At 68.1% G+C, this 26,935-nt stretch carries 23 protein-coding genes and 3 pseudogenes; 14 read left to right on the plus strand and 12 right to left on the minus strand.

The annotated features are described in order from the left end of the window. Window positions 1–26: 26 nt before the first annotated feature. The 4 genes from ABZU76_RS18030 to ABZU76_RS18045 all read left to right on the plus strand — a co-directional run bounded on the left by ABZU76_RS18030 (window position 27) and on the right by ABZU76_RS18045 (window position 1,807). Window positions 27–761, plus strand: coding sequence for an ArsR family transcriptional regulator (locus tag ABZU76_RS18030; protein WP_354870608.1), 735 nt, complete (start codon window positions 27–29; stop codon window positions 759–761). Continuing rightward, window positions 758–1,138 (plus strand): VOC family protein, encoded by a 381-nt coding sequence (locus tag ABZU76_RS18035; RefSeq protein ID WP_354870611.1) that lies wholly within the window; start codon window positions 758–760, stop codon window positions 1,136–1,138. Before ABZU76_RS18030 ends, ABZU76_RS18035 begins: the two co-directional genes overlap by 4 nt. Next, window positions 1,138–1,386 (plus strand): chromate transporter, encoded by a 249-nt coding sequence (locus ABZU76_RS18040; protein WP_354870614.1) that lies wholly within the window; start codon window positions 1,138–1,140, stop codon window positions 1,384–1,386. The genes ABZU76_RS18035 and ABZU76_RS18040 overlap by 1 nt, the downstream gene beginning before the upstream one ends. 67 nt (window positions 1,387–1,453) lie before the next feature. Beyond that, window positions 1,454–1,807, plus strand: a complete 354-nt coding sequence (locus ABZU76_RS18045) for a hypothetical protein (RefSeq protein ID WP_354870864.1) — start codon at window positions 1,454–1,456, stop codon at window positions 1,805–1,807. Window positions 1,808–1,821: 14 nt separating this feature from the next. On the opposite strand, the gene ABZU76_RS18050 is transcribed toward ABZU76_RS18045, so the two are convergent. From ABZU76_RS18050 to ABZU76_RS18060, 3 genes are read right to left on the minus strand one after another with little or no spacing between them, the layout of a single operon-like run. Further along, window positions 1,822–2,571 carry an SDR family oxidoreductase gene (locus ABZU76_RS18050; protein ID WP_354870617.1) on the minus strand — a complete coding sequence of 250 codons (750 nt, stop codon included), beginning with the start codon at window positions 2,569–2,571 and terminating at the stop codon, window positions 1,822–1,824. 51 nt (window positions 2,572–2,622) lie between these two features. Then, complete coding sequence (locus ABZU76_RS18055; protein WP_354870620.1) at window positions 2,623–3,549, minus strand: NAD-dependent epimerase/dehydratase family protein; 927 nt, start codon at window positions 3,547–3,549, stop codon at window positions 2,623–2,625. Then, window positions 3,546–3,836: a hypothetical protein gene (locus ABZU76_RS18060; protein WP_354870623.1), complete on the minus strand. Its 291-nt coding sequence runs from the start codon at window positions 3,834–3,836 to the stop codon at window positions 3,546–3,548. Before ABZU76_RS18060 ends, ABZU76_RS18055 begins: the two co-directional genes overlap by 4 nt. Window positions 3,837–4,136: 300 nt before the next feature. On the opposite strand from ABZU76_RS18060, the gene ABZU76_RS18065 reads away from it, so the two are divergent. Continuing rightward, a complete protein-coding gene (locus ABZU76_RS18065; RefSeq protein ID WP_354870626.1) occupies window positions 4,137–5,000 on the plus strand; it encodes a LysR family transcriptional regulator in 864 nt (287 codons plus the stop codon). A 274-nt stretch (window positions 5,001–5,274) separates the two neighbouring features. Next, window positions 5,275–5,415 (plus strand): annotated as a pseudogene (locus ABZU76_RS18070) (LysR family transcriptional regulator); the annotation flags it as partial. Window positions 5,416–5,697: 282 nt separating this feature from the next. Here ABZU76_RS18070 and ABZU76_RS18075 read toward each other — a convergent pair. Beyond that, window positions 5,698–5,961: pseudogene (locus tag ABZU76_RS18075) on the minus strand (gamma-glutamyl-gamma-aminobutyrate hydrolase family protein); the annotation flags it as partial. A gap of 58 nt (window positions 5,962–6,019) precedes the next feature. After that, complete coding sequence (locus ABZU76_RS18080) at window positions 6,020–6,508, minus strand: DUF5684 domain-containing protein (RefSeq protein WP_354870629.1); 489 nt, start codon at window positions 6,506–6,508, stop codon at window positions 6,020–6,022. A 670-nt stretch (window positions 6,509–7,178) separates the two neighbouring features. Here ABZU76_RS18080 and ABZU76_RS18085 point away from each other — a divergent pair. The 3 genes from ABZU76_RS18085 to ABZU76_RS18095 all read left to right on the plus strand — a co-directional run bounded on the left by ABZU76_RS18085 (window position 7,179) and on the right by ABZU76_RS18095 (window position 9,198). Further along, window positions 7,179–7,541: a helix-turn-helix domain-containing protein gene (locus tag ABZU76_RS18085; protein WP_354870632.1), complete on the plus strand. Its 363-nt coding sequence runs from the start codon at window positions 7,179–7,181 to the stop codon at window positions 7,539–7,541. A gap of 58 nt (window positions 7,542–7,599) precedes the next feature. After that, on the plus strand, window positions 7,600–7,797 hold the full coding sequence (locus ABZU76_RS18090) for a hypothetical protein (protein WP_354870635.1): 198 nt from the start codon (window positions 7,600–7,602) through the stop codon (window positions 7,795–7,797). A gap of 390 nt (window positions 7,798–8,187) precedes the next feature. Further along, entirely contained in the window at window positions 8,188–9,198 is a 1,011-nt protein-coding gene (locus ABZU76_RS18095; protein ID WP_354870638.1) for an aldo/keto reductase, read from the plus strand. Between the two features lie 272 nt (window positions 9,199–9,470). Here ABZU76_RS18095 and ABZU76_RS18100 read toward each other — a convergent pair whose 3' ends face one another. Next, window positions 9,471–9,908 (minus strand): hypothetical protein, encoded by a 438-nt coding sequence (locus ABZU76_RS18100; RefSeq protein WP_354870641.1) that lies wholly within the window; start codon window positions 9,906–9,908, stop codon window positions 9,471–9,473. Window positions 9,909–10,466: 558 nt separating this feature from the next. Continuing rightward, on the minus strand, window positions 10,467–11,069 hold the full coding sequence (locus tag ABZU76_RS18105) for a helix-turn-helix domain-containing protein (protein ID WP_354870644.1): 603 nt from the start codon (window positions 11,067–11,069) through the stop codon (window positions 10,467–10,469). Between the two features lie 96 nt (window positions 11,070–11,165). Here ABZU76_RS18105 and ABZU76_RS18110 point away from each other — a divergent pair, with 96 nt between their 5' ends. Together ABZU76_RS18110 and ABZU76_RS18115 are read left to right on the plus strand one after the other, a co-directional pair. Beyond that, complete coding sequence (locus ABZU76_RS18110) at window positions 11,166–12,101, plus strand: NADP-dependent oxidoreductase (protein ID WP_354870646.1); 936 nt, start codon at window positions 11,166–11,168, stop codon at window positions 12,099–12,101. Between the two features lie 155 nt (window positions 12,102–12,256). Continuing rightward, window positions 12,257–12,742 carry a GNAT family N-acetyltransferase gene (locus tag ABZU76_RS18115; protein ID WP_354870649.1) on the plus strand — a complete coding sequence of 162 codons (486 nt, stop codon included), beginning with the start codon at window positions 12,257–12,259 and terminating at the stop codon, window positions 12,740–12,742. 307 nt (window positions 12,743–13,049) lie between these two features. Here the strand turns inward: ABZU76_RS18115 and ABZU76_RS18120 are convergent. Then, window positions 13,050–13,763: pseudogene (locus ABZU76_RS18120) on the minus strand (DUF5984 family protein); the annotation flags it as partial. Between the two features lie 205 nt (window positions 13,764–13,968). Beyond that, complete coding sequence (locus ABZU76_RS18125; protein ID WP_354870651.1) at window positions 13,969–14,370, minus strand: hypothetical protein; 402 nt, start codon at window positions 14,368–14,370, stop codon at window positions 13,969–13,971. Window positions 14,371–15,036: 666 nt separating this feature from the next. On the opposite strand from ABZU76_RS18125, the gene ABZU76_RS18130 reads away from it, so the two are divergent. After that, the gene (locus ABZU76_RS18130; RefSeq protein WP_354870653.1) at window positions 15,037–15,276 is read left to right on the plus strand and encodes a hypothetical protein; all 240 of its coding nucleotides are present in this window, start codon (window positions 15,037–15,039) and stop codon (window positions 15,274–15,276) included. A gap of 151 nt (window positions 15,277–15,427) precedes the next feature. Here the strand turns inward: ABZU76_RS18130 and ABZU76_RS18135 are convergent, their stop codons facing one another. Continuing rightward, window positions 15,428–16,267 carry a BTAD domain-containing putative transcriptional regulator gene (locus tag ABZU76_RS18135; protein WP_354870655.1) on the minus strand — a complete coding sequence of 280 codons (840 nt, stop codon included), beginning with the start codon at window positions 16,265–16,267 and terminating at the stop codon, window positions 15,428–15,430. A 442-nt stretch (window positions 16,268–16,709) separates the two neighbouring features. Here ABZU76_RS18135 and ABZU76_RS18140 point away from each other — a divergent pair, with 442 nt between their 5' ends. Continuing rightward, entirely contained in the window at window positions 16,710–18,116 is a 1,407-nt protein-coding gene (locus tag ABZU76_RS18140; protein ID WP_354870658.1) for an SdrD B-like domain-containing protein, read from the plus strand. Window positions 18,117–18,626: 510 nt separating this feature from the next. Here ABZU76_RS18140 and ABZU76_RS18145 read toward each other — a convergent pair. Continuing rightward, window positions 18,627–23,642 (minus strand): AAA family ATPase, encoded by a 5,016-nt coding sequence (locus ABZU76_RS18145; RefSeq protein ID WP_354870661.1) that lies wholly within the window; start codon window positions 23,640–23,642, stop codon window positions 18,627–18,629. Between the two features lie 60 nt (window positions 23,643–23,702). Next, on the minus strand, window positions 23,703–24,098 hold the full coding sequence (locus ABZU76_RS18150; protein WP_354870663.1) for a hypothetical protein: 396 nt from the start codon (window positions 24,096–24,098) through the stop codon (window positions 23,703–23,705). A 513-nt stretch (window positions 24,099–24,611) separates the two neighbouring features. Here ABZU76_RS18150 and ABZU76_RS18155 point away from each other — a divergent pair. Further along, on the plus strand, window positions 24,612–26,642 hold the full coding sequence (locus tag ABZU76_RS18155) for an APC family permease (RefSeq protein WP_354870665.1): 2,031 nt from the start codon (window positions 24,612–24,614) through the stop codon (window positions 26,640–26,642). Window positions 26,643–26,935 lie beyond the last annotated feature (293 nt).

The following is a 26,935-nucleotide window of genomic DNA, read 5'->3' on the forward strand; positions in this document are numbered from 1 at the left end:
AACCAGGTTGATGTATCGTCGGCCGCGTGCCGACCGCTGATGCGACCGAACCGCCGCCGTTCGTGCGGCTGGCCGGCGACCCGTTGCGCTGGCAGCTGATGCGCGAGCTCGCGCGGAGCGACCGCCGGGTGCGGGAGCTGGTCGACGCGGTCGGCCAGCCGCAGAACCTAGTGTCCTACCACCTGGGGAAACTCCGGGCGGCGGAGCTGGTCACCGCGCGGCGAAGCAACTTCGACGGGCGCGACACCTACTACCACCTCGACCTGCAGCGCTGCGCCGACGCGTTCGCCGAGGCCGGGACCGCGCTGCATCCCAGCCTCGTCACCCCGCGCACCGAACGGAAACCGGCCAAGCCGCGAGTGCTGTTCCTCTGCACCGGCAACAGCGGCCGGTCTCCGATGGCCGCAGCACTACTTCGGCACCGCACCGGAGCGAAAACGGCGAGCGCGGGCAGCCACCCTAAGCCGTTACACCTGGACGCAGTGCGGGCAATGGCCGACTACGGCATCACGCTCACCCACGAACCGACGCACCTCGACTCGGTTCGGCAGCGACGTTTCCACTGGGTGATCAGCCTGTGCGACCGCGTCCGCGAGGTCAGCCCGACGTTCCCCGGGCGACCACGGATGATCCACTGGAGCATCCCCGACCCGGCTCGCGAAGCGGACGGCTACCCGGCGTTCCGCCGTGTCGCCGCGGAACTGGACACCCGGATCAGCTTCCTGGTGAAAACCATTCCCGGAGAGGTGAGCAAGCCATGACCACAGATCTGGTCAGCGTTCGATATCTGGTCGACGACGTCCAAGCCGCCCTCGACTTCTACACCTCCACCCTCGGCTTCACCGCGCGCATGAACGCGGTTCCGGCGTTCGCGGACGTGACCCGCGGGAATCTGCGGCTGCTCCTGAGCGGCCCGGCCAGTTCCGCGGGGAGGCCGATGCCCGATGGGACCACACCCGGCCCGGGCGGCTGGAACCGCATCCATCTCATCGTCGAGGACATCGACGCCGAGGTCACCCGGTTGCGCGAGGCCGGCGTCAGGTTCCGCAGCGACGTCGTTACCGGCCCCGGTGGCCGCCAGATCGTGTTCGACGACCCATCCGGCAACCCGGTCGAAGTGTTCCAGCCCGCCACCTGATGACCGACGACACCGCCTCCCAACCGTCCACACTCGACAGGGCGCCGGGCCTCGGCACGGTCCTGGAGGAATGGGGCCGGATCGGGTGTATCGGATTCGGCGGGCCGCCGACGCACATCACCCTGCTGCGCGCGTTGTTCGTGCAGCGGCGGAAATGGTTGTCGGAGCAGGAGTTCGAGGACGCGATCGCGGCCTGCAACCTGCTGCCCGGCCCGGCTTCCACCCAGCTGGCGATCTTCACCGCCTGACGGGTGCGCGGCGACCCTGGCTGCCACCGACCCGGAGACTCGTCGTCGTCGGCCAGCTCAGCCGGTGATGCTCTCCTTCCGCAGGACCTGGACGGCCTCTGCAGCGTCGACGAATAGATCGTTATACGTCCCGGGCCCGGTGCCGCAATGGTGGCGTACGCCCGTGTGGCCGGGCGCCTCCTCGCGGTCCTCACCGCCGACGGGCTCACCCCGACGCCGAAGACCAGCGGCTCGAAGGGATCTGCAGCTGTACTGCGAAATCACGACCAACCACGCCAGCGCACCGGCCACCTACGCCAAACAGTTCGCGCAACACCTCGCCAACGAGACACCCGACGCCCTCACCTCCGTGATGGCCAAAGCCCAGCGGACTGGAAAGGTCTTCATCGACTGGCAGGCTCGTAGCGAGTGCGTTTCATAGTGCGCGAGCGGCGTTCAGAGCTGCACGCCGCCGTCCATGACCAGTTCGGCCCCGGTCATGAAGCTCGATCGGTCAGACGCCAGGAACAGCGCCCCTTCGGCGAGTTCTCGAGGCGTGCCGAACCGACCGGCGAGGATCCCGGCCTTGAGCTGTTCCCGGAAATTCGGATCGAAGGGCGCGATGATGTCGGTGTCGGTCGTTCCGGGGGTGAGCATGTTGACCCGGATGCCCCGGTCGGCCAGCGTGACTGCCGCGTTGCGGACCACCGATCGGAGAGCGGCCTTGGAAGCGGAGTAGACGAGGAGCTGAGGATTGGCCTTCTGCGCGGCGATGGATCCGGTGATGATGACCGACGCGCGCTCGTTCAGCAGAGGAACAGCCTCCTGCAGGGCGAAAAGCGAGCCCTTGAGGTTGATCGACATGACGTGGTCGAAGTCGGCTGGGGTTGTGTTTTCGACCGTGCCCCAGGCTCCGACGCCGGCGTTGAGGAACAGCACATCGATGCGATGGCCGTCTGCGCGGATTCGGTCGTACAAGCGAGTGCGATCTTCTGCGGAGGCGAGATCTCCCGGCACCGCGTGGGCGCTCGTCCCCAGGTCGTCGGTGGCGGCATCGAGCTCGGCCTCGCGGCGGCCGGTGAGGTAGACCTGTGCGCCTTCGGCGATGAAAAGCCGTGCCGTTGCGAACCCGATCCCGGCGCTGCCACCGTAGATCACGGCGGTGCGACCGGAAAGAGCTCCGACGGTGAGTGATTGCGTGCTCATTCTTCGTTCCTTGCTGAGGTTGGTAGTCGAGCAGTCAAAAGAGATCGGCAGTCAGCGAGCCGCCGAGGTGGCGGTGCTCTCGATGATCAGCGGCGCGTCGCCCCAGATCTTCTTGTACGAGCCGCTCGTGAGTTCTTGTTCCAGCGAAGGGCCAACCGGCAACCAGCCGAGCTCGGCGACGGCCTTGGCGGAGTCCACGCGGGTGTTCGACCCGAGACCGTGCACCCACGAACCCCACACCTTGGCGGCTTCCGCGTCGTCAGCGAAGGGCCGCGTCGGAACATCGGCGAGCGATCCGATCAGGGACGCGATCTGCGCGAAGGGCATCTCATCGGCTGCCACGTTGTACGCGGAACCGGCTTCGGCCATTTCCAGAGCGAGCGCGTAGACCTCAGCTTGATCTTCGAGATACACGTTGCCGTACACGTTGAGCCCGGCGCCGAGGAATCCACTGAATCCGTGTCGGAGCGCAGCGCGCAGCATCACGGGCAGCTGCTGGCTCCCGCCGTACCCGTAGACCAACGAGGGCCGGATCACGATGCCGCGAAGGCCAGTGGCGTTGAGTACGAGGTCATCAAGCTCGTACCGCGGCCGGATCGGTTCGAGGGGCTCGAAAGGTGCGTCTTCTGTGTGCACGACCGCGCTGGGGTTCCCACCGGCGAGGTCACTGTAGACACCCGTTCCGGACGTGCGGATGAGGGTTTTGTCGGTTCCGGAGAGCGCCGCCACCAGGGCGTGGGCCGAGGCCGAGTGATCGGCGTTAGCGGTCTCGACCACCGCGTCGTAGCCGGCGGCGAGCTGCTGGAGTTCTTCCGGGGAGTCAAGATCTCCGGCGACGGCGAAGATCCCGGCGGCGGCTACGGTCCGGCGGCCGGCTTCGGTGCGAGCCATCCCGTGCACTTCGTGGCCATGCCTGTCGAGCGCCGCGGCGATGGCGAGGCCGAGGTACCCGTTGGCTCCGGTGACGAGAACTTTCATGATTCTTCCTCAGAGGTGTCGGTTAGCGGCAAGGGTGCGTTGGCGCTGTCGAGAAATTCGACGGTGACGAAGGTGAGGTTGTCCGTGCCGGCGTTTTCGAGATCGTGCAGGAGGTACTCGCCGCGACGAAACGTGAAGTGCTTTGTCGCGCCGCGTTCGTACGACACGCGTCGGGTGGTCCCGTCGGACGTGTGCTGGACACTCACGCCGGGTGCCAGCGCCGTCCAGAAGTAGTCGAGGACGTGCCGATGCGCCGGCACCCGCTCCCCGGGGCCGACGGTGATCATCCAAACCCGGACGCGGTCGCTTTGGCTCAACAACGTGGTGCCGACTCTGCCGTTCATCTCGTTTCGAGCGAACTCTGCGCGGAGCGCGGGACTCCAGCCTGCGAACCCGGTCGAGACGAGTGTCCCGGCAAGCTCGTTGGGCGATGTTCTCAGTGGTGGCATATGGCTTTCAAGTCTCTCCAGAGGTGACTGCTTCAGGTGTCACGACCAGTCTGCGGAGGACCGATTGATAAGTCCAATCACAGTCTTCGACTGAATCCATAATCATCTGTTATCTTCGCACGAGTGACCCTCAGGCAGATGGAGTACCTCATCGCGGTAGCGGAGACGGGATCGTTCTCCCGGGCCGCCGAGTCGCTGAACGTCTCGCAACCCGGCTTGTCGCAACAGATCAAGCAGCTCGAGCGTGAGATCGGGGCGGTACTCGTCGAACGACTGCCAAGGTTGGCCTGCCTGACTCCGGCCGGCCGCGCGTTCCTGCCGGACGCCAGGCGGGCGGTCACTGCGGCCCGCCAGGCGAAGCGTGCGGCTGTGGCGACCGACACCGGCAGCGGAGACCTCGAGATCGCCACGGTACTTTCCGTGGCCGCCGGCGTACTGCCGGCCTCGGTCGCGGAGTGGAACAAGCGTGCCCCGGGTGTGACTATCCGACTGTTCGAATACACCCACGCCGATCGTTTGGCCAAGGACGTCGCCAACGGCGTGGCCGATCTCGCGGTGGGTCCGACGCCTGTCGGGTGGGAGGGGCCGGTGGTCCCGTTGGGCGCCGAGGAGTTCGTGGTGGTCCTCCCGCCGCACGACCCTGTCGCCGAGCACGGCGGTGTGATTGATCTCGAGATGCTGGCGGATCGCAGCTGGGTGCTGTTCGATCGTCAGAACGGGCTGTCGGACATCGTCGAAGGACTCTGCAGGGCTGCCGGGTTCGTGCCCCGAGGAGTCCTCCACACGACCCAGATCTCCGCCGGGGTACGCCTGGCCGCTGCCGGCCTGGGGCCCATGATCATTCCCGACAACGTCGTGCCGCCGGAGTTGAGAGCCCCCGTGATGCGACTGCGGAAGCCCTTTCGCCGTCAGTTGTCGGTGTACGCGAGGATGACGTTCTCGCCGCTGGCGCAGGGATATGTCGATGTTTTGCAGAACACGCCCCTGCGCCTCACGAAATGAACGGCGTCACGGCGGTAGTCGAATGCAGCCCCGGTGCCAACCTCAGCTCCGCTTCCGCGGCCGCAACCTTTTTCGTGCACCTCGCTTGCGCACACCCTTCTCAGCCGATCCGTCCGCCACCCGCTCAAACACCCCATAGGCGGCAACAATCTCGGATGAGAGGTGAAGGTCTCGCACTGCGTGCCGAATCCCGCTGTGTGACTGCGAGCTCCGGCCCCGGGGCAAGCGGGCGGTTCGTCCTCCCCATTCCTGCGCCACGCGACAAGGAGTTCGAATGGATGTCGACCTGCGGAAGCTGCGGTACTTCGTGGCACTCGCCGAAGAGCTCCACTTCGGCCGTGCAGCCGATCGCTTGCACATCGCGCAACCGGTGCTGTCACGGCAGATCCGTGCACTCGAGACCGAGCTCAACGCCCCGGCCTTCCGGCGAAACAGGCGGTCGACTGAACTGACGCCCGCCGGACGCCAACTGCTTGGACGATGCTCGTCCTCTTCCGGCCGCCGCGGCCGCCCTCCGTCCGCGAGTGCTGGTGGCCGCGCGCGATTCGTCGTCGTTCTCACTCGGGTTCATGCCCGGGATCATCGGGACGTCCTCGGTACGAGCGTTCAACGCCCACCTCGGCGACCAGCCAGCCGAAGGCTGGCTCGGCGTCCGCATCCACTCGGGATGCCACTGAACCCCCAACACCGGTCGGCCCGAAACTTCGATCGCTTCCACGACCCCGTTCGCGGTGTGCCCGGAGGCCACGACTCCCGCGCCGAGGCCGGCCACCGCCTGGTGGTGCCAGGAATTACTTCTGTCGGGTCCGGGTGGCCGAAGCGTTGCCAGACAACGACAACCGGTTCGCGGGGCACCCCGATCGGTGGTATCCAGTGGAGAGTTGACCGGCACCCCAGGTGCGGTGCAGCTGACGAGCCCGTGCTCCGGTCGGTCCCGGTGCCGCGGCTGGACGATCCACACTGCCGCAGCACCGGGAACCGGTTCGGACTCGACGGGCTCAGAGGAACAGGTGGTTTCGTCAGACCAGCGCCGGTGCGGCGGTGTCCTGCCGGTTTGCGCGGGTGTACTGGGCGCTGCCGAACGCGAGGATCAGGAAGCCGATGAGGCTGAACAGCCACAGTCCGATGAGGCCGAACACCTTACCCTTGCCGAAGCTGCGGGCGAGGTCGATCGAGACGATGGCGTGGACGACGACATTGACCAGCGGAATGATGTACAGCACGAGCCACCAGCCGGGCCTGCCGACGATCTTGAGGAGCGTGTAGATGTTGTAGAAGGGGATGATGGCCTTCCAACCGGCCGCGCCCGCCTTGGTGAAAATGCGCCAGAGGCTGACGATCGCGAGCAGTGCCCCGACGACGCCGACAGCCGAGGTGAAACTGGAATTCATCGATTGCTGCTTTCTTCTGGTGGGGGATCGTGCCTCGTGGCCGACTGCGACTCCCGACGCGATGCGACGTGCTGCGCGCAGGTTGATTTCGGGGGTATTCGAGGCGTTCGGTGGCACGATAGCGATCAATCTCCGGCACTGCCGTGCTGCCCGTTCCGCGGCTGCGCGTTCTTACGGGTAGCTTTGCCCGCCGCTACCCAGTGGGATCCCGGCTCGATGAGCTGGTCCCGGGGCAGGTACATTGTTCCTCTTTTTCGTGTGAGCTCTCACCCCGCGTCCTCGGTCGGCGCCAAGATCGCAGTCAATCGCATGAGCGTCTTCGTATTCGGCTCTCGTGAGCACGCGCCGACGTGTGGGCAGCGCGGTGAGGCTCCACCGGTGCTGTGCGGGTGCGTGGTTCTCGGGGCGCCGGCCGCACCGGACGCGCTGCTCGACTTCGCGGGCACGAAGCTCAGCCGAGCCTTCTCCGATCTTCTCCACTCACTTCAGGGCCCGCCCCGCCCGCCTCGGTCCGGCTAGAGCATCCCCGCGCCCGCTCGCCGCACCGACATGCCTGCCCCCGGCCCGGCACCCCCTTCCCGCCCCGCCGGGGGCAGGCACCCAATCTCCGGCCCCGCTACCTCCTTCCGCGGAGTCGGACCGAGCAACTGGAAGAGGAAGTCATGCAGGGCAAGGAAACCTGGACGCGTGCCGACCTGGTGGCGAGCGTGGCCGAGTGGTTTGTGTACTCCGGCCCGGTCGGTTCGAAAGGCGAATACGGTTAGGCTGAGGAGCGCAGTAACACCGTGTGGATTACCCGCGTGCCGAGCAAGACGCCCGCACCGCGACCGCCAATCGATATCCCTCACCTGACAGCGAAACTGCCCCGCCTACACCAATCCACGGAGCACTTTCGCTTACTCAGTTCGACGCCGCCGCTCAGGACGGCCTGGCCGCTGCCCGTGCACGCGGTCGCACCGGCGGGCAGAAGCCGAAGCTCGGCGCCCGCCAGGTGCAGCTGGCCCGGCAGATGTACGACGAACGAGGCGATGACGGCAAGCGTCGTTACACGGTCGCCCAGATCGCCGCGGTGTTCGGCGTCACCCGTCCCACCATCTACCGGCACCTGGGCAAGCCCGACACCGCGCCGGTGACGGCCACGTCGGCCTGATCAGCGCCACCGGACGCCAGCACGTCGGAGGCGGCTAGCAGAGAGGACCGTTCCGTGAGTGACGCGAAAAATCGAAGAAAGGCCCGATCTTGTATTACCCACTGTCCAAACACTCATCGCTGTCGTGCTGTGGATCTTGTTCATCGTCAGCCCGAACTGGTTCGATGCAGCCCAGTATCTTGCCGTCTTCGTCACCGTAGGCGCAATCTTAGCTTGGATACGCTACGTGATTGCACGACGGAACCAACCATCTTGAAGGGATGATCGAGCCAGCTCCTGCGTGCTCGACACCGCATGGACTTGGCTGCGCTGGCGCTGCTGGCTGCAGCACTTACCAAGAGATGCAGCGGGTAGGGGCGCCGTCGCGAACGCCGCGACACCGCCGCCCGGACCAGCGGAATCTCTTAGTGATCGAGCGATGATCGGTCGTGGCGACGGACCCGCGAGGGCGGTTTGCCGTCGGGGGGCTGAGTAGTGCCCCACGCGCTCGGCCGAGAATTGACAGTTTGTACTCGCTACCACTGGGTTCTCTGGTACGGCTGGCCGAAACGGCCGAAACCTGACAGGGCCCACATGCCCCACGCCTCCGAATTCCGGACCGAGACGTATTGCGTTAGAGCGCACTCCAGCTCCTAGATTCGAAAGCATGCGATACATCAAACTCGGAACGACCGGACTGGAAGTCTCCGCGATCACGCTCGGCTGCATGAGCTTCGGCGAGCCGGATCGGGGCGGCGAGCCCTGGTCGCTGGGCGCGCACGCCAGCCGGGACATCATCAAGCAGGCGCTCGAGGGCGGCGTCAACTTCCTCGACACGGCCAATGGGTACAGCGCCGGAAGCAGCGAGGAGATCGTCGGCCAGGCAGTCAAGGACTTCACCCGGCGCGAGGAGGTCGTTCTCTCCACCAAGGTCTGGATGCGGATGCGCCCCGGCCCGAACGGCGCCGGGCTGTCCCGCAAAGCGATCTTCGCCGAGCTCGACGCCTCCCTGAAGCGACTGGGGACCGACTACATCGACCTGTACCAGATCCACCGCTGGGACTACGACACCCCGATCGAGGAAACCCTCGAGGCGCTGCACGACGCGGTCAGGTCCGGGAAGGTCCGCTACCTCGGAGCCTCTTCCATGTACGCCTGGCAGTTCGCCAAGGCCCTGTACTTGGCTGACCTGAACGGCTGGACCCGGTTCGTGTCGATGCAGGACCACTACAATCTCATCCACCGGGAAGCAGAGCGGGAGATGTTCCCGCTCTGCGCCGACCAGGGCATCGGCGTGATCCCATGGAGCCCGCTGGCGCGGGGCAGGCTGACCCGGGTTCAGGACACCGCCACGGCGCGTGCCGAGACCGACGAGGGCGGCAAGATCCTCTACCGCGACGAAAACCAGGCAGTGGCCGAACGCGTCCACGAGATCGCGGGCAAGCGGGGTCTGTCCCCGGCCCAGGTCGCCCTGGCCTGGGTCATGCGCAACCCGGCGGTGACCTCGCCCATCGTCGGGGTCACCAAGCCGGCCCAGCTGGCCGACGCGGTCGCCGCGGTGGACGTCGAACTCGACGAAGACGAGGCCGCCTACTTGGAGGAGCCCTACCAGCCGCACGAGGCCGCCTACCTGGAGGAGTCCTTCTACAAGCCACACCCTGTGGCGGGCTCCCGGTAGTCCGCGCTACCGCCGGGCCTTCGACGAGTCCTTGGCCTTGGCCTTCACAGCCCTGTGGTGGGCCCGGCGGTGTTTGCGGGCGGTCGCGCGCAACTGCATGATCGCGCGCTGCCCGCCAGCGCGGTGAGCAGGATGCCCGCCACCGCGGCCAGCAGCAGGGCCACGGGCAGCGGAACGTGCCCGTGGGCACCGAGTAGCCGACGTCCACCGACTGCTCCTGAGTTTGGTCAATTAGTAAGACGTGTCCGGTGCCTTGAGCCGCAGCACGTGGTTCACCTGCAGTATCGCTCGGCGGGGCCCTTGCCGCGCGCGGCTGCGTTGTTGACGCCAGAAGTCGCCTTGCCGGTGACCGGGTTCACCGATCCTGGTGCCGGCGCGTCGGGGCGGCGCTGCCGGGGCGGCTTCTTGCTAGTCTTCAGCCACAGCGCGAAATCACGGGCCTCCGCGCGGCCAGCGAGATGCCACGGAACCTCGACAGCGCGCAGAAACCGTTGCCACGAAAGCAATTCGTAGGCATAAGACCGCAGTGATGCTGGGCTGGCATCGTCAGCGAGCATGTGGTGCAGGAACTCGGTAACCGCGGCCACCTCCACCCCCTGGTCGTCAAGGAGCCGGAACGGCAGCGACCTGTCGCCGGTCTCCTCCACCCGGCCACCCCGGGGCACCACCAGGTTCGCGACATCCCGGACCGTTGAGCCGTGCGCCGCCATCCATACCTCCGTGCGCCGCCGTGATCGACGACCGAGATGACAGCAGATCTAGCCGTTACGCGCAGTGACCTACGGCTCCTAGAATGGCCTCGACAGGCTCGACAGTCACTATCCGTTGACATCGAGAACCGCCCCGAACGTCCCACACTATTTCGGTCAACGGGACATCCGCTGCCCCAGCATGCGCCTGAACCCGTCAGCCCGGCCACGGCTGGTCGAGATCATCGCCAACCTCCGGGACCGCATCCAGGAAGCCCAGCTCAACGGCTGACTCGGCGAGGTCGCTGGCCTGCAGACCAGCCTCAACGAAGCGACTCGGAAGTTGACCAACCTCGACCGAGCACGCGCTCGTGGTCCAACTGGCCCCGTCGATCTGGGGGTACCGGTCATCACCGACTCACCTGGATGAGGAACTGAGCAGACTGGCGCGTCCGGCCTCAGTGAGGTCGGCGCGCCACTGGACGACAGTGGGCAACCTAAGGACACGAGCCAACGTCCTGTCACGCCGATGAGCAGGCATCGGCGAGATCGACGGACCGAGGTGTCGCCAGTCTCCCGCTACCTCCCCTTGCGTGGCGCGTGGCCGGTCGGGGTGTGGGCCGGTGGCAGGTCGGCGGCGACAGCGAGGAGGTCGGCGGCGCTGTCGGCCAGCAGGGTGGCGAAGTCGGCCTCTTCGCCGAGCACCCATCGCCTGGTGGCCGACCCCAGGATCGCCATGCCGAGAGCGGTGGCCAGCCGCGCGGTCTGCTCGTCATGGCCACGGCGGCGCAGCGCCGCGGCGGTCACTTCGGACAGCATCGCTTCCTTGATCAGGCTGCGTTCCCGCAGCGGCGGGTTGGCCGCGATGACGGCGCGCAGCTCGATCAGCAGTTCGCGCGGACGCAGTATCTCGGGCACGGCGGTGAACGCGGCCATCAGCGTCGCGAGCGCGCCGGTTCCCGCGGTCACCTCGGCGATGCCCGCTTCCAGGCAGGCCTGCAGCTCGTCGCCGGCGAAGAGCACCTCCCGCTTGTCGGCGAACCAGCGGTAGAACGATCGCTCGGTCAAGCCGGCGTGCTTGGCGATCTGCGCCACCGACGTGCGGTCGTAGCCCTGATCGCGGAACAACTCCAACGCGGCGCGCTCGAGTCGCTCACGGGTGTTGCCCTCCCAACGAGCCATGGTCCCAGCATAGTGACAGCAGATGCTGTCGTCACCGTGCTACCGTCGAGTGATGACAGCATCTGCTGTCACTCGGATCGAAACCAGGAGATCGCCATGCGCGCTCTGCGTTTCCACCACACCGGTGAGCCCCTCGACGTCCTGCGGCTCGAGGAGGCCGAGCAGCCCCGACCGGCCCCGGGGCAGATCCGGGTCGCCGTGGAGGTCTGCACGATCAACCCCGCAGACCTGGCCCTGTGCCGGGGCCTGTACCCCGGCGACCTGCCCCGCGGAGTTGGGCTCGAGGTCGCCGGCACCGTCGACGTCATCGGCGACAACGTGACGGGCGTCCAGCCCGGGGACGCGGTGTTCGGTCCTGCCCCGTTCACCGGACCGACGGCGGGCGCCGCCGACCACGCGCTTCTCGACATCTGGTTCCCGCGGCCACCCGCCCTCGATCCGGCGGCCGCCGCCGCACTGCCCATGGCCGTGGACACCGCGCAACTCGGCCTGGACCTGCTCCGCATCATCTCCGACACGACCCTGCTCGTCAGCGGAGGCGGCACCACCACCGGCTTCGCCGCCGTGCAACTCGCCCGCCGGACCGGGGCACGGGTGCTCACCACCGCCGGCCCCACCCACACCGCAGCCCTGCGCGCCACCGGAGCCGAGGTCACCTCCTACGGCAAGGGCATGGCCGAGCGGATACGCGAGCTGGCAGGCGGCCCCGTCGACGTCGTCCTCGACGTCTCGCCACCCGACGACGCCACCATCCCGGAACTCCTCCGCACGGTCACCGACCCCCCGCACGTCCTGACCATCAGCAACCTGGCCCAGGCACGCGAGTCCGGCGCCCGCGACGCGTTCACCGAAGGACCACTCGGCCACCGCTACGACGTCGTCGAGGCGTGCGCCCAACTCGCGGCCCAGGGCCGCTTCGGTATCCCCGTCGCCCGCACCATCCCCCTCCCCGACTGGCGCGAAGCCATCGAACTAAGTCAGTCACAACACCCCGGGGGCAAGATCGTCCTCCAGGTCGCCGAGCCGCGGTGAGCCGAATCCCGAACAGCAAGCCGCGGCGTCCGCCGGCCATCACGAGCGCGGGGTCTCCCCCATGCCGCAGGCTGGGACGCACTCTCATGCCGCATTGAGCGTGTGTCGTCGATCGCGATCCACGCGAGTCGCGCCGCTCGCGCAAAATGGACGACGTGACAATCACCCTGGCCGTATCACAGACCGAGTCCGCGGCCGCGTTATGCCTTAGCCCATGGCGACTGGACGACCTGCCGGCGCTGGTCGCGGCACATCGCGATCCGGTGCTGCGCCGGCGACTGACCACCTCCCTGGCCGACGAAGCCGAGGCCCGACAATGGCTGGACGCACAGGCAGCCGGCTGTAAGTCCGCAACACGGTTCAGTTTCGCGGCGGCGGCCGAGGACGACGACCAGACACCCCTCGGCCACGTAGGCATGAAGGTGGTGACCGCCGGCGTGGCCGAAGTCGGCTACTGGACAGCGGCCCAGGCCCGGGTGCGAGGCATCGCCACCCGGGTTCTGGAGACCACGTCGCATCGGGAGGAGGTCGCCGAACTCCACCGAGCGCTGGAGACCGCGCAAGGTGAGCCGCTTCTGCTCCGGCGACGGGTGGCCGATGGCTCACGATCTGAGGCGTCGCACACCCGTCAGAGCGACTGATCCATAAGCGGCATGAGCGCGCGGATCCTGCGGGCGAAACTGGGTCGCCGCTGTCCTTGCCTCCGACCTACCATCACAACGAGCTCGCCCAAGGCGCATCTACCCGGTAAGGGTGCGTCCTGCCCGTCGCATGGTGGGGGTGGCAGCCCGTTCGAGCCGGGCCGAGTCCGGGGAACTCACGCCTCGACGGGAGGTGTCGGGGTTCCCGCCTCATCACGCTCGGCGGCAGATGCGTGCGTATGCCGCTTACGCCGCCGATACAGGTTGGTCCCAATCTGGTATTCGATCTCGAGGTGCGGTTGCTGGCTCACACCCGGTGCGGAGCCAGGATCGGCACACCTGCCCGCACCACATCCCAGTCGGTGCTCACCTGCTGCGCCAACGCCCGCGGCAACCAGGTCCGCCGCTCCGCCTGCTCCTGGATCAGGCGGGGAATATCGAGTTCGATCTCTGCGGGAGCGCCGGTTGCAGCCAGCCGGTCCACCCGCTGCTGCATGGCCTCGAACAGTCGATGATCGAAATCAGTCACAGCGGAGATGAATTCATCCGTGCTGACCGACGCCCGTCCCGACAGCGGTGCGGTGAACGCGATTTCGCAGTCAGGATCAGCAGCGAACTGCCAATCCACGGTGACAGTGTCCACGGGATCGACGGTGCGCCACCACCGCAGCACGGGCCCGAAGCGCAGATACCCGGTGTCGACGCACCGCTGACCGCAGGCATCGTAGGCGGCGTCGATCAGCGTGTTGTGCAGGATCTCCGGGTCGTCGGTGTCAACCCATTCTGCGGATCCGGCAGCCACAAAGTCCGCCAGATCGTCCGGCACGGGTTCGAGAATGTACGGCAACGCCTGCAGCACGTCCTCCCACAGCCGGACCACGTAATAGTCCACCCACGGCGACGCCGCTCGGCTGCCCTCGAATGGGAACAAGGCCACGGTCCGCTCGGCGTATCGCAGCAACTCAATTCCACCCACATCCAGGCAGAACCAGCCCTGGGTGAGCGCGAACCAGTGCAGGCGCGCTTCGACCCGACCCCCACGGACCGACCTCGTCGACCGGCACCGGCTCGAACCGGAATCGCATCATGCCTCCATACAACCGGATCGCACCACACGCTGACGACCGAGTTCGCCCTGAGCCACCTGCTCATCGGCAGAAGCCGATGCCGACGACAGTCAACGTCGGCGGTACGCCGCTATCGTTCTGAACTCCTAGTTTTCGCAGTCACGCCGCGAGAGCGCTGGATAGCATGTGGTCTTCTTCGTAGTCGGCGAGGCTGGTGTCGCTGCAGCCGTAGCCGGCGATGCCCTGCACCTTCAACGGGTTGGTGTAGGAGGTCGGCGGGCGCACGGTGGCAGTCCAGCCGGTCACACAGATCGTGCTGTGGATATTCGACTGGGTGACGTCCGGGTAGTAGGTGCCCGGGGTGCAGCTCGCATCGGGCAGCGGCAGACGGGACTGGGAACAGGTCGCGGCCAGGGCGACACCACCGGTGACGATCACCCCGCCACCGGCGAGAGTGACCGCGGCGAAGATCGCGGTGACCGACCGCACGACGACGCGCTTGGGAACCGCCGAAGACCGTCCCCGAGCCGAGTAGCCGGGGCTGTGGACATCGCACCTCATCGGCCGAGAACAGGAAAAGAACCACCGGCGTGAACACCCCGTGCCAGCATCAGATCACAGACGCGAACTTTCCCGCTGTCAACAGCCGAATGGCCCACACCCACCGGAACGAACCGCCCGGCACGCTCCATAGGGGACACTCCCCGCGAGCGCCCAGTCCTGTGGCACGCCAGCTCGCCGCAGTCTCGCGCCGAACGGCCGCAGCGCGCACCTCGGCACGCAGATGCGGCCAGCGCCACGGCGTGTCGCCCCGTCGTCCGGTCAACGGTGTGGCGCCGGTACCGGTAGGTGTGGCTGACCAGCCCGGCACTGCTCGTGCGCGGGAAGGCCCACGTCGGGCAGGGCACCGTGTCCCTCGTCGCCGACCAAGTCACCCCGCTCGACCTCAAAGCGCCGAGGCCGCATCGCGAGACTTCCGGTGATCGCAACAGAACGCGCTGTACTGCTTGCAGGGTCTCTCCGGCACGAACAACCCGAGCGCGAAGGAGACCGAGGCCCGCTGGCTGCTGGACGGCGTCCTGCCCCCGATCGGCACCCGTCTGCACGGACACGCCTTAGGACCGGTACTGGAAGCCGGTTGCCGCCACCGCAAGGAAACCGCAACACCCCCTGGCCAAGCTCGGGGCCGGTGCGGCGAGGGCCGCGCCTCGAACCGGGAGGAAACTGATGTTGAAGAAGGTTATCGCTGCGCTGGGGGCCGCCGGCGCGGTCACGGTGGGGCTCGCGGTTCCCGCGGGTGCGCAGCCCCTGGCAGCGCCGAACTGCCAGAACTCCAGTGGGTACGGGACCGTTGTCGCGACCGTGCCCATCAGCGCGGTTACCGGCGGCGCACGGGTCGGCACGGTGGAGCTCTGCCGCGACAGCGCGTACAACTACTGGGGTTCGCGATCTACTCGAGCCCGATGATGGCGAGCGAGTACGCGCAGGTCCTTTTGCAGGTCTACCGCGACGGGTCCTGGACCTGGGACCTCTCGTGCGACAGCGCCGGTGGCAACGAGCACATCGAACCCGGTCAGACGCGGTGCTGGACGCCGAACTTCGTCGGCGTGAGCGGGCACTACACGTTCGACGCGTGGTCGGACAAGCTGAGCAGCCACACCGGCGCGGCCAGGTGGTCCTCGCGCCCGGTGAAGTCGCGGATTGCGAGCGGGAGCTGCCGCGGCACAGTTGTCACGGACCGATGCGTGCCGAGCAGCTCCTGGTGCAGAGCGGCCAGCGGTTCGGCGGGGTCGACGCCGAGGTCGTCGGCCAGCCGCACACGGATTCCGCGGTAGTGGCCGAGTGCGTCCGCGGTTCGCCCGGCCCGGTGCAGCGCCGTCATGCACAGGCGCGCGATCCGCTCGTCGTAAGGGTGCTCGGCGGCGAACGCTTCGAGCTCCGGGACGAGCCGGGCGCCTTCGCCGAGGCGGAGCCGGGCCTCTGCCAGTTCGGTACGAGCCGCCAGCCGTTCGCGTCCGAGTCGCTCGCGTTCCGCTTCCGCCCACTCGCCCGGCAGCCCCGCCAGGGCCCGGCCTCGCCACAGGGCGAGCGCTCCGGTCAGCAGCGTCACCACGCGAGAGTCGTCGTTCTCGGCGATCGCGGTAGCGCAAGCGTCCCAGAACGCGTAGAGGTCCACTGTGGACTCGTCGGAGTCGACCGTGTACCCGCCGGGCCGGCGAGTGATGGAGACGTCGCCCGCACCGAGGGCCTGCCGCAGCCGCGACAGGTGGCTGTGCACCGTCTCGCGGCCCCGCGACGGCGCGGCCGCGCCCCAGACCCGGTCGACGAGGATGTCGATGGGCACCGGGCGGCCCCGGGCCACGATCAGCACGGCCAGAACGCAGCGCTGCTTGGGGTGCCCCAGATCCACCACCCGGCCGCCGACACAGGCCTCGACCTCGCCAAGCACTCTCAGCACCGCGCCGTCCCTCCCCGAACCCACGCAGATCACCAGCGTAGGGCAGCCGGAGGGAGGGGTACCGGTCGTTCGCCCAGTTGGTCGCCCCGGCGATCTGGTTGCAGTTGGTGCACGAGGTCCGGCTCGCTGCCGACGCCCTGCGAGACGAGCACCGCGACGACGCGACGGCCGTCATCGAGCACCGGGACCGTGGTGCCGGCCCGATCGGGATCGACCCACGCTGATGATGCCGACACCCGCGACGATCCGCTTCCGCGACGCGGGCGCAACGAAGCCGAATTCGGGTGAGCATTGGGCGCTGCTCCAACCGGGCATATCTGCTGGCGCAGGCCTCCCGGGCGGGGTTACGTTTCCGGAGATCGCAGACATTCTGCGCAACATGCCGGCCCGGCAAGCGTGCATCGGGGAACGCTCACGGACGGCCTGCTCCAGGGGGAAACACTTGTCCCGCAGATTTTCGCGCGGGGTCGCCCGGCTGGTCGCCGGGTTGACCACTGCGCTGACCATCGCTGCCCTCACCACTCCGGCCGCCCTCGCCGACGACGGCCCCGGCATCCAGGTCGAACTGTCCGCCTCCGTCGACGACAGCGCGCGCATCATCGGGAAGCCGTTCCCGATCGCGCTTTCGCTGCACAATGTCGGGGTCTCCCCGCTCACCGCGCTCCACGCGACGACGACCCAACTGGGCGGTTCCTGGCTCTCGGTCACGGACTGGCACGGCCTGGACTATTCCGAGCCCGGCGTCACGCTCGATCCCGGCGCAACTGCCACCGTCACCGTGACCGCGGTGGTGTACGACTGGGTCGACGGTCCGCCGCAGGTCCGGTTCAGCGCCGCCTTCCCTGACTGGGGCCAAAGCCCCGCCGACCTCACTGTCCCGATGGTCGATCCGACCACGACCTCGGGGTCGGGCGGTGGAGCCGTCTACGGCGACCGCAACGGCAACCATGTCTTCGACCCCGGCGAAGGCCTGGCCGGGGTGACGGTACAGCTCTCCACCGGGAACTCGACTTTCGAGACTGTTTCCGGCGTAGACGGGGCGTTCACCTTCATGGGTGTCCCGGTGCAGCGCTACAACCTTTATGCCAACGCGTTACCCGACAGCTGGGTGTACGACTACCAGGACACCACGCTCGACATCGGCGATCAGAACACGAACGTGGTCCTGCGCGCGGTGCGGCCGTTGTCGGACCAGTTGCACGCCACGGCCACTCTGGATCGCGGCACCTACGTGCCCGGAGACAGTGCGCAGGTGACGATCACGCTGACCAACGTCGGATCCCAGCCGCTGTCGGGTATCACGGGCGAGTGCGACCGAGTCGGGGACAGTCCGGACCACTTGTCCGGCTGGCGGAACTGGTCGGACCTCACCTATCCCGCGATGCTGACGTTCGCGCCCGGGGAAAGCCGCACCTTCGTCGAGACCGGCACGGTTCCCTCCGTGTCGGACCAGTACGGCGGGTTCATGGTGGACTGCGACTTCGGCACTGTGTTCGGCGACCCCACGGGCTTCCCTCGCGTGAATCTGTGGGCACACGTGCCCGGCACTGCGCAGGACACCAACGGCTCGATCTACCACGACGACAACCACAACCTGATCCAGGATCCCGGCGAAGCAGTCGCCCACACAGCCGTCACCCTGCTCGACCTGGCCGACGGCCACTCGGTGGCCACCCAGCGGACCGACTCCGGCGGACACGTCGCCTTCACCGCCGTGCCCGCCGGCCGCTACCAGGTGCAGCTCGCCCACGGCTGGGTCCCCGCGCGGCCCTATGAAGGGCAGGTGCTCGTCGGCACTTGCCAGTTCTACTGCGCGGACGGCTGGGCCATCATGGTGAAACGCGGCTGAGCCCAGGCGAGCCCGGGGTCACCCTCGCCCCGGTCCGGTTGGGCTCCGCTGAAAGCGCGCGCAGCGACGGTGAGCGCCGCAAGCTCAGCGAGAAGACGCTCGGGTTCCGCTGCTTCGAGACCTCGCTCGCCACCCTGGCCGAATCCCGCCAGCGACGTCAGCGACGTCGCGGTTTGGTCGTCGTGTGTGCGACAGTTTTCACCTGGTGCGCATGGTTTCTGTCCTCACCGATGTCCGAGGTCGCCGTGAGCGGCGAGCCAACGGCGAGCTCGAGCGCACACCGCCCAGCGTGCCAACCGCGGGTTCGACGCCGACAGCGGCCGATGACCACGAGGCGCGTCATCAATGCTGCGCGTCTGCATTCCCAGCTGGGTTGGGACGCACGTCGAAAGGCGACTGCCAGCTCGGCGCTGTGGTGCTTGGCGACGGCCAAGTAGTGATGAAGTAGGACCTGCCGAGACCGTTCGCACCCCGACCTGACAGCGAGAAGCCCTCACCTTGCGGCTCAGGTCATCTTCGGTGGTCCCGGGCCTTGTGGGCGTGTGACAACGGGAGTTCGGCATGCAGGGTGGTGCCTGCGCCGGGGGCGCTGTGCACCACCAGGCGGCCGCCGAGTGCTTCGGCCCGGTCTTTGAGTCCGACGAGGCCGGTGCCGCGGGTGAGGTCGGCGCCGCCGCGGCCGTCGTCGCGGACGCAGACGCGCAGGACGTCGCCGGTCTCCTGGTCGGTGGTGTCGACCGTGACGCCGACGGTGGTGGCGTGCGCGTGTTTGGCGGTGTTGGTCAGAGCTTCGGCGACCAGGTAGTAGGCGGCGATCTCGAATTGTTCGGGTAGCCGCCGCGGGATGGTTACGTCCAGCTCGACCGGGACCGACGAGCGGCGGGCCAGAGCTTTGAGTGCGGAGTGCAGCCCGCCGTCGGCGAGGACGGCCGGGTGAATGCCGCGGGCGAGCTCGCGCAGTTCGTCGAGTGCGGTGATCGCTTCGGTGGCGAGATTGTCCAGCTGGGCTCGGAGCTCAGTGGCGTCGAGATGTGCTGATGCTTGTGCCGTGCGGGCGTGGAGAGCGAGGGAGACCAGCCGTTGTTGCGCGCCGTCGTGAAGATCGCGCTCGATGCGCTGGCGGGTCTGGTCGGCGGTGGTGACGACGCGGGCGCGTGAGGTGGTCAGCTCGGCGTAGAGCTGCGCGTTGTCCAGCGACACAGCCAGTTGCCCGGCGATGAGGCTGACCGCGTCGAGCCGCTCGGCAGTGAACGCGGCGCGGATGAGCCGGTTCTCCAGCAGCAACACCGCCCGCAGGCTGCCGCGGCTGAGGATGGGCACGGCCAGGAGGGCGCAGCGGTCGATGTCGGAGAAGTAGGGGTCACGGGCGAAGCGGTCGTCCTCGGCGGCGTCGGCGACCAGCACCGATTCGCCGAGGCGTTGGACATAGCGCAGCACAGACAGCGGGACCATGGGTTCCCCGGCGGCGCTCGGGGCGGTGCGTCCGATCTGAGTGATGTCTTGGATCTGGGTGGTGCCGGTGTCGCTGTCGGGAGCGGGGAGCAGCCAGTCGTCGCGTTCGGGGTTCCACAGCAGCAGCTGCACACCGGTGGCGCCGGTCATCGCACTCAGAACCTCGACGACGCGGGCGCGCAGGCGTTCGATGCTGGTCTCGGAGCTCAGGGCCTGGGAGGCGGCCAGGATGCCCAGCAGATCCAGGGTGCCGGTGGTGACCGGGCCGGTTTGCTGCGCCGGATCAGCGGGCTGGTCGCCGCCCGGCCCACCGGTCGCGTCGGAGTGTGGCCGCAGTGTGGGGTAAGCCCAGTCGAGTTGGTCGACCTTCGCGCTCGCGCCCCAGGCGGCATAGGTGTGGCGGGCTTGGGCGAGCAGCTCACCGCCGACGCGGTCCAAGCCGCGGGCCAGGTAGAAGCGGGCCGCGCGTTCGGTGATCAACGCCCGGTGCCACGGCCGCGCACGGCCGGCGACCTCGCGTCGAGCAGCGTCGAACGCCAGCTCAGCGGCCCGGTAATCCCCCAGTACCCACGCCCGCTCGGCCTCCAGCCACCGCTGCAGATGCAGGAAGTTGTCCGGCGCGGCTGCGGCACGTGCAGCCAGCCACCGCGTCGTCTCGTCCAGCTCGGCCAGCAGAGCGGCGCGCTCGTCACCGGCCGTGTTGCGGGCTTGCCCGGCCAGGGCCAACCCACGCAGCAGGCGGGCCACGGCGGTCGAGTAGTGGCCCAGGATGGCCGGTAGTAGCGGCATCGCCGCCGCGGTGTGCTGTGCCAAGCCGGATGGATCGCCGAAGACGGCGGCGGCGAGCGCCCGGGTGAGATGGGCGTACAAAAGCGCCATCGGATTGTCGGCGTACCTGTCGGTGGGATCCGCCGTACCAATCGCGTCCGGGCTTCCGCCGCGCAGCACACCGGCCAGCCACCGGTGACCGTCGAGTACCTGGCCGATCTGTTCGTTGCCGGTGCGCCGTGCAAAGGCGACGCCCGCCTCCAGCTGCTCGACGAGGTGGTCGAGGGTTGGCGGGCAGTCGAGCAAGAAGTACTCGATCGAGTGGTAGGTGTAGCCGGCGTACGCCAGGTCGCCACCTGCGATCAGCCCCTCGCGGGCACGCAGCATGGCGTGGAGACCGTTTTCGAGGGGCTCGAACCAGCAACTGAGGATGGCGAAGTAGTAGTGCGCGTACGAGGTCTCGGGCTCATAGCCGCGGGCTTCGCCCCACGCCAGGAACCGCCGCAACGCTCGATATCCGGCGCTGTCGCCGCGCTGTACCACGGTGTAGTAAGAGGCGAAGCAGGCGGGGCAGACCAGGGTGCGGCCGGGTCCGTGCTCGAGCCAGATCCGCAGGGCTTCCAGGCTCAGCCAGGCGAGCCTGGTGTGGTCGGCGAGGAAAGAGACCGGCGGCAGGGTCGCGTCGAGCAGGCGGGTCGCAGCGAGCAGCGTGGGGTCGGTGATCTCCGGCCGAACCAGATCCTCGGCGGTGTCGGTTTCCAGCCACCGGTACAGGTACTCGTACTGGTGGTCGAGATCGGCGGCGAGCTGGTCGGCGGCCGGGATGGTGATGCCGCACGCGCGCAGCGACTTCAGGCCCAGATCGATCGCCTCTGTGAACCGTTTGCGGTGGGTCAAGCTGCGTATCTGTACCGCGGTCGCGTCGGCGCGTCGGATCGTGCTGGGACACAGCCGCGCGATCGTGTGGTACTCCGCGTCCGCCTCGTCCAGTCGCCCGACGCTGTAGAGGGCGGCGTGGCGGCCGGTGTGCACCTGGATCAGTGTGGCGGTCTCCCCCGGGCCGATCAGCCGCAGCGCGGCGACCAGCAGCGCGTTCACCAGTGTGTACTCGCCGATCAACGCCGCTTCGTCTGCGGCGCGGCGCAGCAGCCCCACCACTTGCCGGCGCTCCGCCGCATCGACGACGGCGTCGATCACCGGCAGGTACTGCTCGGCCGCCACCGCGAAGAGCTCCGGTAGCCCGGCCAGCCGCCGCGCGATCGCCAGCTGCAGGGCACCTCGCCGCGGCGGGTCCAGCCCACTCAGGATGACCTCGCGGGTGCGGTCGTGGCGAAACCGCACGGCCTCTCGCAGTCCCGGCTCGATCACCAGGACGCCCTCGTCGAGGGCGGGCGCTAGCTGTTGGTCCACCACGCCCGCCTGTGCGGCGGTGGCGGTCTGCAGCAGACTCACCTCGGCTCGCCCGCCCAGGCACGCCATCGCCTCGACCAGCGCCCGCGAGGGCGGCGGCATCGCCGCGACCCGCGCCGCCAGCAGTCCGGCCACCTCGGACTGGCCCAGCCGAGCCCGCACCGCCGCGTCATCCCACCGCCACCCGGCGGCGGTCGCCGCCAGCACGCCCTCCCGCTGCAGCGCGTTGAGCAGCTCCGCCGTCTCGTACGGGTTGCCGGAGGTGCGCTCACTGAGCATCTCGGCCAGTCCCGCCACGGTGGCCCGATCCGCGCGCAGCACCTCCGCCACCATGGCGACCAGGCTCGGCACCGCCAAGTTGTCCAGCCCCAGCCAGCGCACGCCGGCCTGCTCGCGCCACCGGGACAGCAGCGTGGTCAGCGGATGCGCCGCGTCCACCTCGACGTCGCGGTAGGCGCCGACCAGCAACAGGCCTTCGACCGGTTCCTCCGACAGCACGAGATCGACGAAGCCGAGCGGGGTGCGCCCACCCCACTGCAAGTCATCGAGGAACACCACCACCGGCCGGTTCCGCGACGCGACCGCCCGCAGCCCCTGCACACCTGCTTGCTGCATGCGCGCCTGCGCGGTCAGCGGATCCCCCGCATCCGGCGGCACCCCCAGCAGCACCGCGAACTCCGGCACCACCGTGCTCAACAGACCTGCGGTCGCCCCGACCGAATCGACGATCCGTTCACGAATCGCGGCGAGCACATCCTCCGGCTCGGCCAGCAACAGCCGACCCAGCGCCCGGAACGCCTGATATCCCGCGTTGAACTCGATATCCCGCCGGTACTGGTCGAACTTGCCGGCCACGAACCAGCCGTCCCGGCCCGTCACCACCGACCGCAGCTGATCGACCAACGCGGTCTTGCCCACCCCCGGCGCCCCGCCGACCAGCACACCCTGGCAGCGGCCGGCCAGCGCCTCGTCGAACGCCACCTCCAGCGCTGTCACCTCGGCATCGCGTCCCACCAGCCGTGAGGGCGGCAGCAGCCGCTGCGGAACGTCGTGCTCGCCGATGTGCACCCGAGCCGCCGCCGGATGCGCCTGGACGTCGCGGACCTGGTGCAGGTCGTGGGCCAGGCCCTCGGCGGACTGGTAGCGGTGGTCGGGCTCCTTCTCCAGCAGCCGCATCACGATTTCGGACAGCGGAGCGGGTACTGCCGGGTTCAGTTGGACCGGCGCCACCGGCACCCGTGCCAGGTGATCGTGGGTCAGGCGCAGCGGGTCGCCGGAGCCGAACGGTGGCCGGCCCGTGGCCAGTTCGTAGAGCGTTGCGCCCAACGCATACAGGTCCGCACGCTGGTCCACCGAACGGCCGGTGCGCCCGGTCTGCTCGGGAGCGAGGTAGGCGAGCGACCCGACGATCTCGCTGTGGTGGGTGAACTCGGGACGGATCTCGGCGAACGGCGTCGCCAGCGCGAAATCCACCAGGCACGGGTCCCCGTCCCCGGAGACGACGATGTTGGCCGGAGTGATGTCACGGTGCAGTACTCCGCGGCGATGCATTCCTGCGACCGCCTCGGCCAGTTTGCCGGCCAGCCGGATCAGCTCATCGATGGCCAGTGGCTCGGCCGGCCCGGAAAGGGTGGTGTCACCGGCGTCCGCCAGCACGATCGATCCCGGGTACCGCGGCGCATCCATCAGTTGCGCGACCCCGTCGACACCGCGCAGCCGCTCCAGAATCGCTACCTCGTGCCGCAGCCGCCGCTGCGCGTCCGGCCCGAGTGGCTCCTTGCAGACGAAGGCGACGCCACCCGGCAGGGACACTCGAGTCACCCGAGTGCGCGCGCTCTGCTGCAGCACGACGGCGTCGGGCGGATCCCGGCCCGGCAGGGCCACGCCTGTCCCCATCCACAGTGTCTACGCTTGGCCACCTGCTTCCACAAGTTCCTGCCCATCGCGGCACGTCCCTCAAGACAAGAGCCAAGCTGGTGACGGATACCGCTCACCAGTGCAAATAAAGATCACCGTCACAAGCATCGGGCCCGACGAGCGCGTCGGCAGACCTGATTTGTCTTGCGTCAAGATCTTGGCCGTGCCGTGCGCGCTGGTGCAGGACGGGCCCGGTGTGCAGCCGGTGGTGTTGTCGTTGGCCGCGTTCGGCTGGACGCCCGAGTTGTACGCCCAGGCCGCGAAGTACCAGTTCTCCAGGTAACGCGGGTCGGCGTTGTTGGCGGTGATCCCGGCGGAGTAGAGCTGGTTCCAGGTCGTCTCCAAGATCTGCAGGCCGGCGGCGATGTTCTCCTGGTAGTCGACCGCGACCTTCCACTGGCCGTGCTCGGACAGCGAATGGTCGCCGATGTGCATCCCGTCGGTGGCCTGGCTGATCCCGTACCCGCAGTCAGAAGCGGCGTAGTCGATCGAGACGATATCGCCGCCCGCGCCGTAGTAGCTGGCGATCGGCGGGGCTCCTGCGGTGCCGGCCGGAGCGTGCCAAGAGGCCTGTGACCAGTTGGACTCCCGTCGAGAGAGGACTCGTAGATCGCGACCGAGATCTCCAAATCGAACATGACGGCGACGAGTTCGTGGCCGGGTGGAGTCACCGCGTACCGCGTCCTCCGTGCCCGTGACAGATCCCGGCTGCCGGGCTCGCGGCACCGCGTGAGCGCACCATCGGCCGCCGGCGTGCGGAGCATGCCTACCGGCTTCCGCCGGGACAGGGGCGACGACGCTGGACGCAGTCGAGCCGATGGCGCGGCCGCCTTTGACGCGCCCCTGATGACCAGGCTTGAGGTCTCTTGACGAAATCCCTACGCCGAGCCACGGATGTTGATATTTTCCTTACACTGGTCGTCAAGACAGCGATGCACGCTGCGTTACGTGTCAGCACCCGCGTCATGGCTCAAAAGGTTGGTGCTCGGACGGCCGTTCCGGACCGACACCCTCGGCGAGACCCTGCTGCCCAAGTGGCTCGCCCTGCCGATCTTCGCCAGCGACCCGCTCTCCTCGGTGGCCTACGCGACCCAGCAGATCCTGCTCATCCTCAGCATCGGCGGCCTGGCCTACCTGACTCTGGCGCCGTGGATCGGCCTGGCAGTCGCCGCGCTCCTGACCGTCGTGGTCGTATCCTACCGGCAGGTCGTGCGCGCCTACCCCACCGGCGGCGGGTCCTACGAAGTGGCGTCGAAGAACCTGGGCAGCTCCGCCGGGCTTGTCGTGGCAGCGGCGCTGATCGTCGACTACATCATGACCGTCGCGGTCTCGGTGGCCTCCGGCGTCGACAACATCATCTCAGCCGTTCCCGCGCTGAACGCCTACCGCATCGGCCTGGACATCGGTTTCATCGTGCTGCTGACGGCGATGAATCTGCGTGGAATCCGCGAATCCGGCCGCACGTTCGCCATCCCGACCTACCTGTTCGTCGGCGGGGTCGTGCTGATGATCGTGCTCGGGATCACGCAGGTGCTCACCGGACACGCCCCCGTGGCCGAAAGCGCCGGCTACGGCATCCGGCCCGAACAGGTCGGCCTGACCGGCCTGGCGCTGGTCTTCCTGGTGCTGCGGGCTTTCTCCTCCGGCTGCACCGCCCTCACCGGCGTCGAAGCCATCTCCAACGGCGTCCCCGCGTTCCGCAGACCCAAGAGCGCCAACGCCGCGCGCACGATGACCGCGATGGGCGGCATCGCCGTCGTCATGTTCGGCGGCATCACCGCGCTCGCGATGATCACACGGGTCCGGATCGCCGAGAACACCTGTGACCTCATCGGCTTCCAGGGGAACTGCGTCAGCGACCCGCAGCGGACCGTGATCAGCCAGATCGCCGCCGCTGTCTTCGGCGGCGACCATTCGGTTCTGTTCTACTTCCTGCAGGCCGCCACCGCGCTGATCCTGATCCTCGCGGCCAACACCGCGTTCAACGGATTTCCTTCGCTGGCCTCGATCCTCGCCCAGGACTGGTACCTGCCCCGGCAGTTGCACACGCGCGGCGACCGGCTCGCGTTCTCCAACGGCATCATTGCCCTCGCGCTGGTCGCCGGGGTGCTGATCTTCGCGTTCGACGGCTCCACGACCCGGCTGATCCAGCTCTACATCCTCGGCGTGTTCACGTCGTTCACGCTGTGCCAGGCGGGGATGGTCCGGCATTGGAACCACGAACTCGCCACCGCGACCGAGACCCGGCAGCGCCGGACGATACAGCGTTCGCGGCTGATCAACGCCGTCGGCGCGACACTCACCGCGATCGTGCTCGTCGTCGTCATGATCACGAAGTTCACCCACGGCGCCTACCTGGTCGTCATCGCGATACCGGTGCTGTGGGTGATGATGCGCGCAATCCACCGCCACTACAGCGACGTCCGTAAAGAGCTCCAGGCGGACGACGCGAGCGAGCTGTTGCCCAGCCGGGTCCAGGCGATCGTGCTGGTGTCCACTTTGCACAAACCCAGTCAGCGCGCAATCGCCTTCGCCCGTGCGACACGGCCCGACACCGTCACCGCGATCACGGTGAACGTCGACGACGCCGACACCCGCACGTTGCAACGGGAATGGGAGCAACGGGGCATGAAGATCCCGCTCAAGGTGCTCGAGTCGCCCTACCGCGAGATCACTCGCCCGGTGGTCGCGTACGTCGAAAACCTCCGCCGCGCCAGCCCACGCGACGTCGTCTGCGTCTACATTCCCGAATACGTCGTCGGCCGCTGGTGGGAGAATATCCTCCACAACCAGAGCTCGTTGCGACTCAAGGGCCGGCTGCTGTTCGAACCCGGAGTCATGGTCACCAGCGTGCCCTGGCAGTTGCACTCGACCAGCCGCCGCGACCTCCAGCGCGTCCGGGCCCTGCCCGGCGACACCCGCCGCGGCATCACCCCGCAGCGCCGCTCCTCAGCGCACCGGCGTGTCAAGACACGGTGAACGGCTCTGTGAACTGGTGAACCTGCACGGTGATCTCGGGGATGTCGGACAGATGGCGGCGGTGGGACTGTCACGAGGCAGCGGCATGCCGATATGTCCGGTGACGTGATCGATTCCATGCGCTCAACTCATCGCCGGCGACTACGTGGACGGCGCCGAGTCACGGGATCGCACAGTTCCATCCCACGTAGCCGTCTCAGCAGAGATCTGTGCGGACCTGACTTCGCTCAGCTCAACCGCCGGCCACGAGGCATCGGAACGAAGGACCAACGTCACCTAAGTGGCGCCGGTGC

The sequence above is a fragment of the Amycolatopsis sp. NPDC005232 genome, assembly GCF_040607795.1.
Lineage (GTDB): Bacteria > Actinomycetota > Actinomycetes > Mycobacteriales > Pseudonocardiaceae > Amycolatopsis.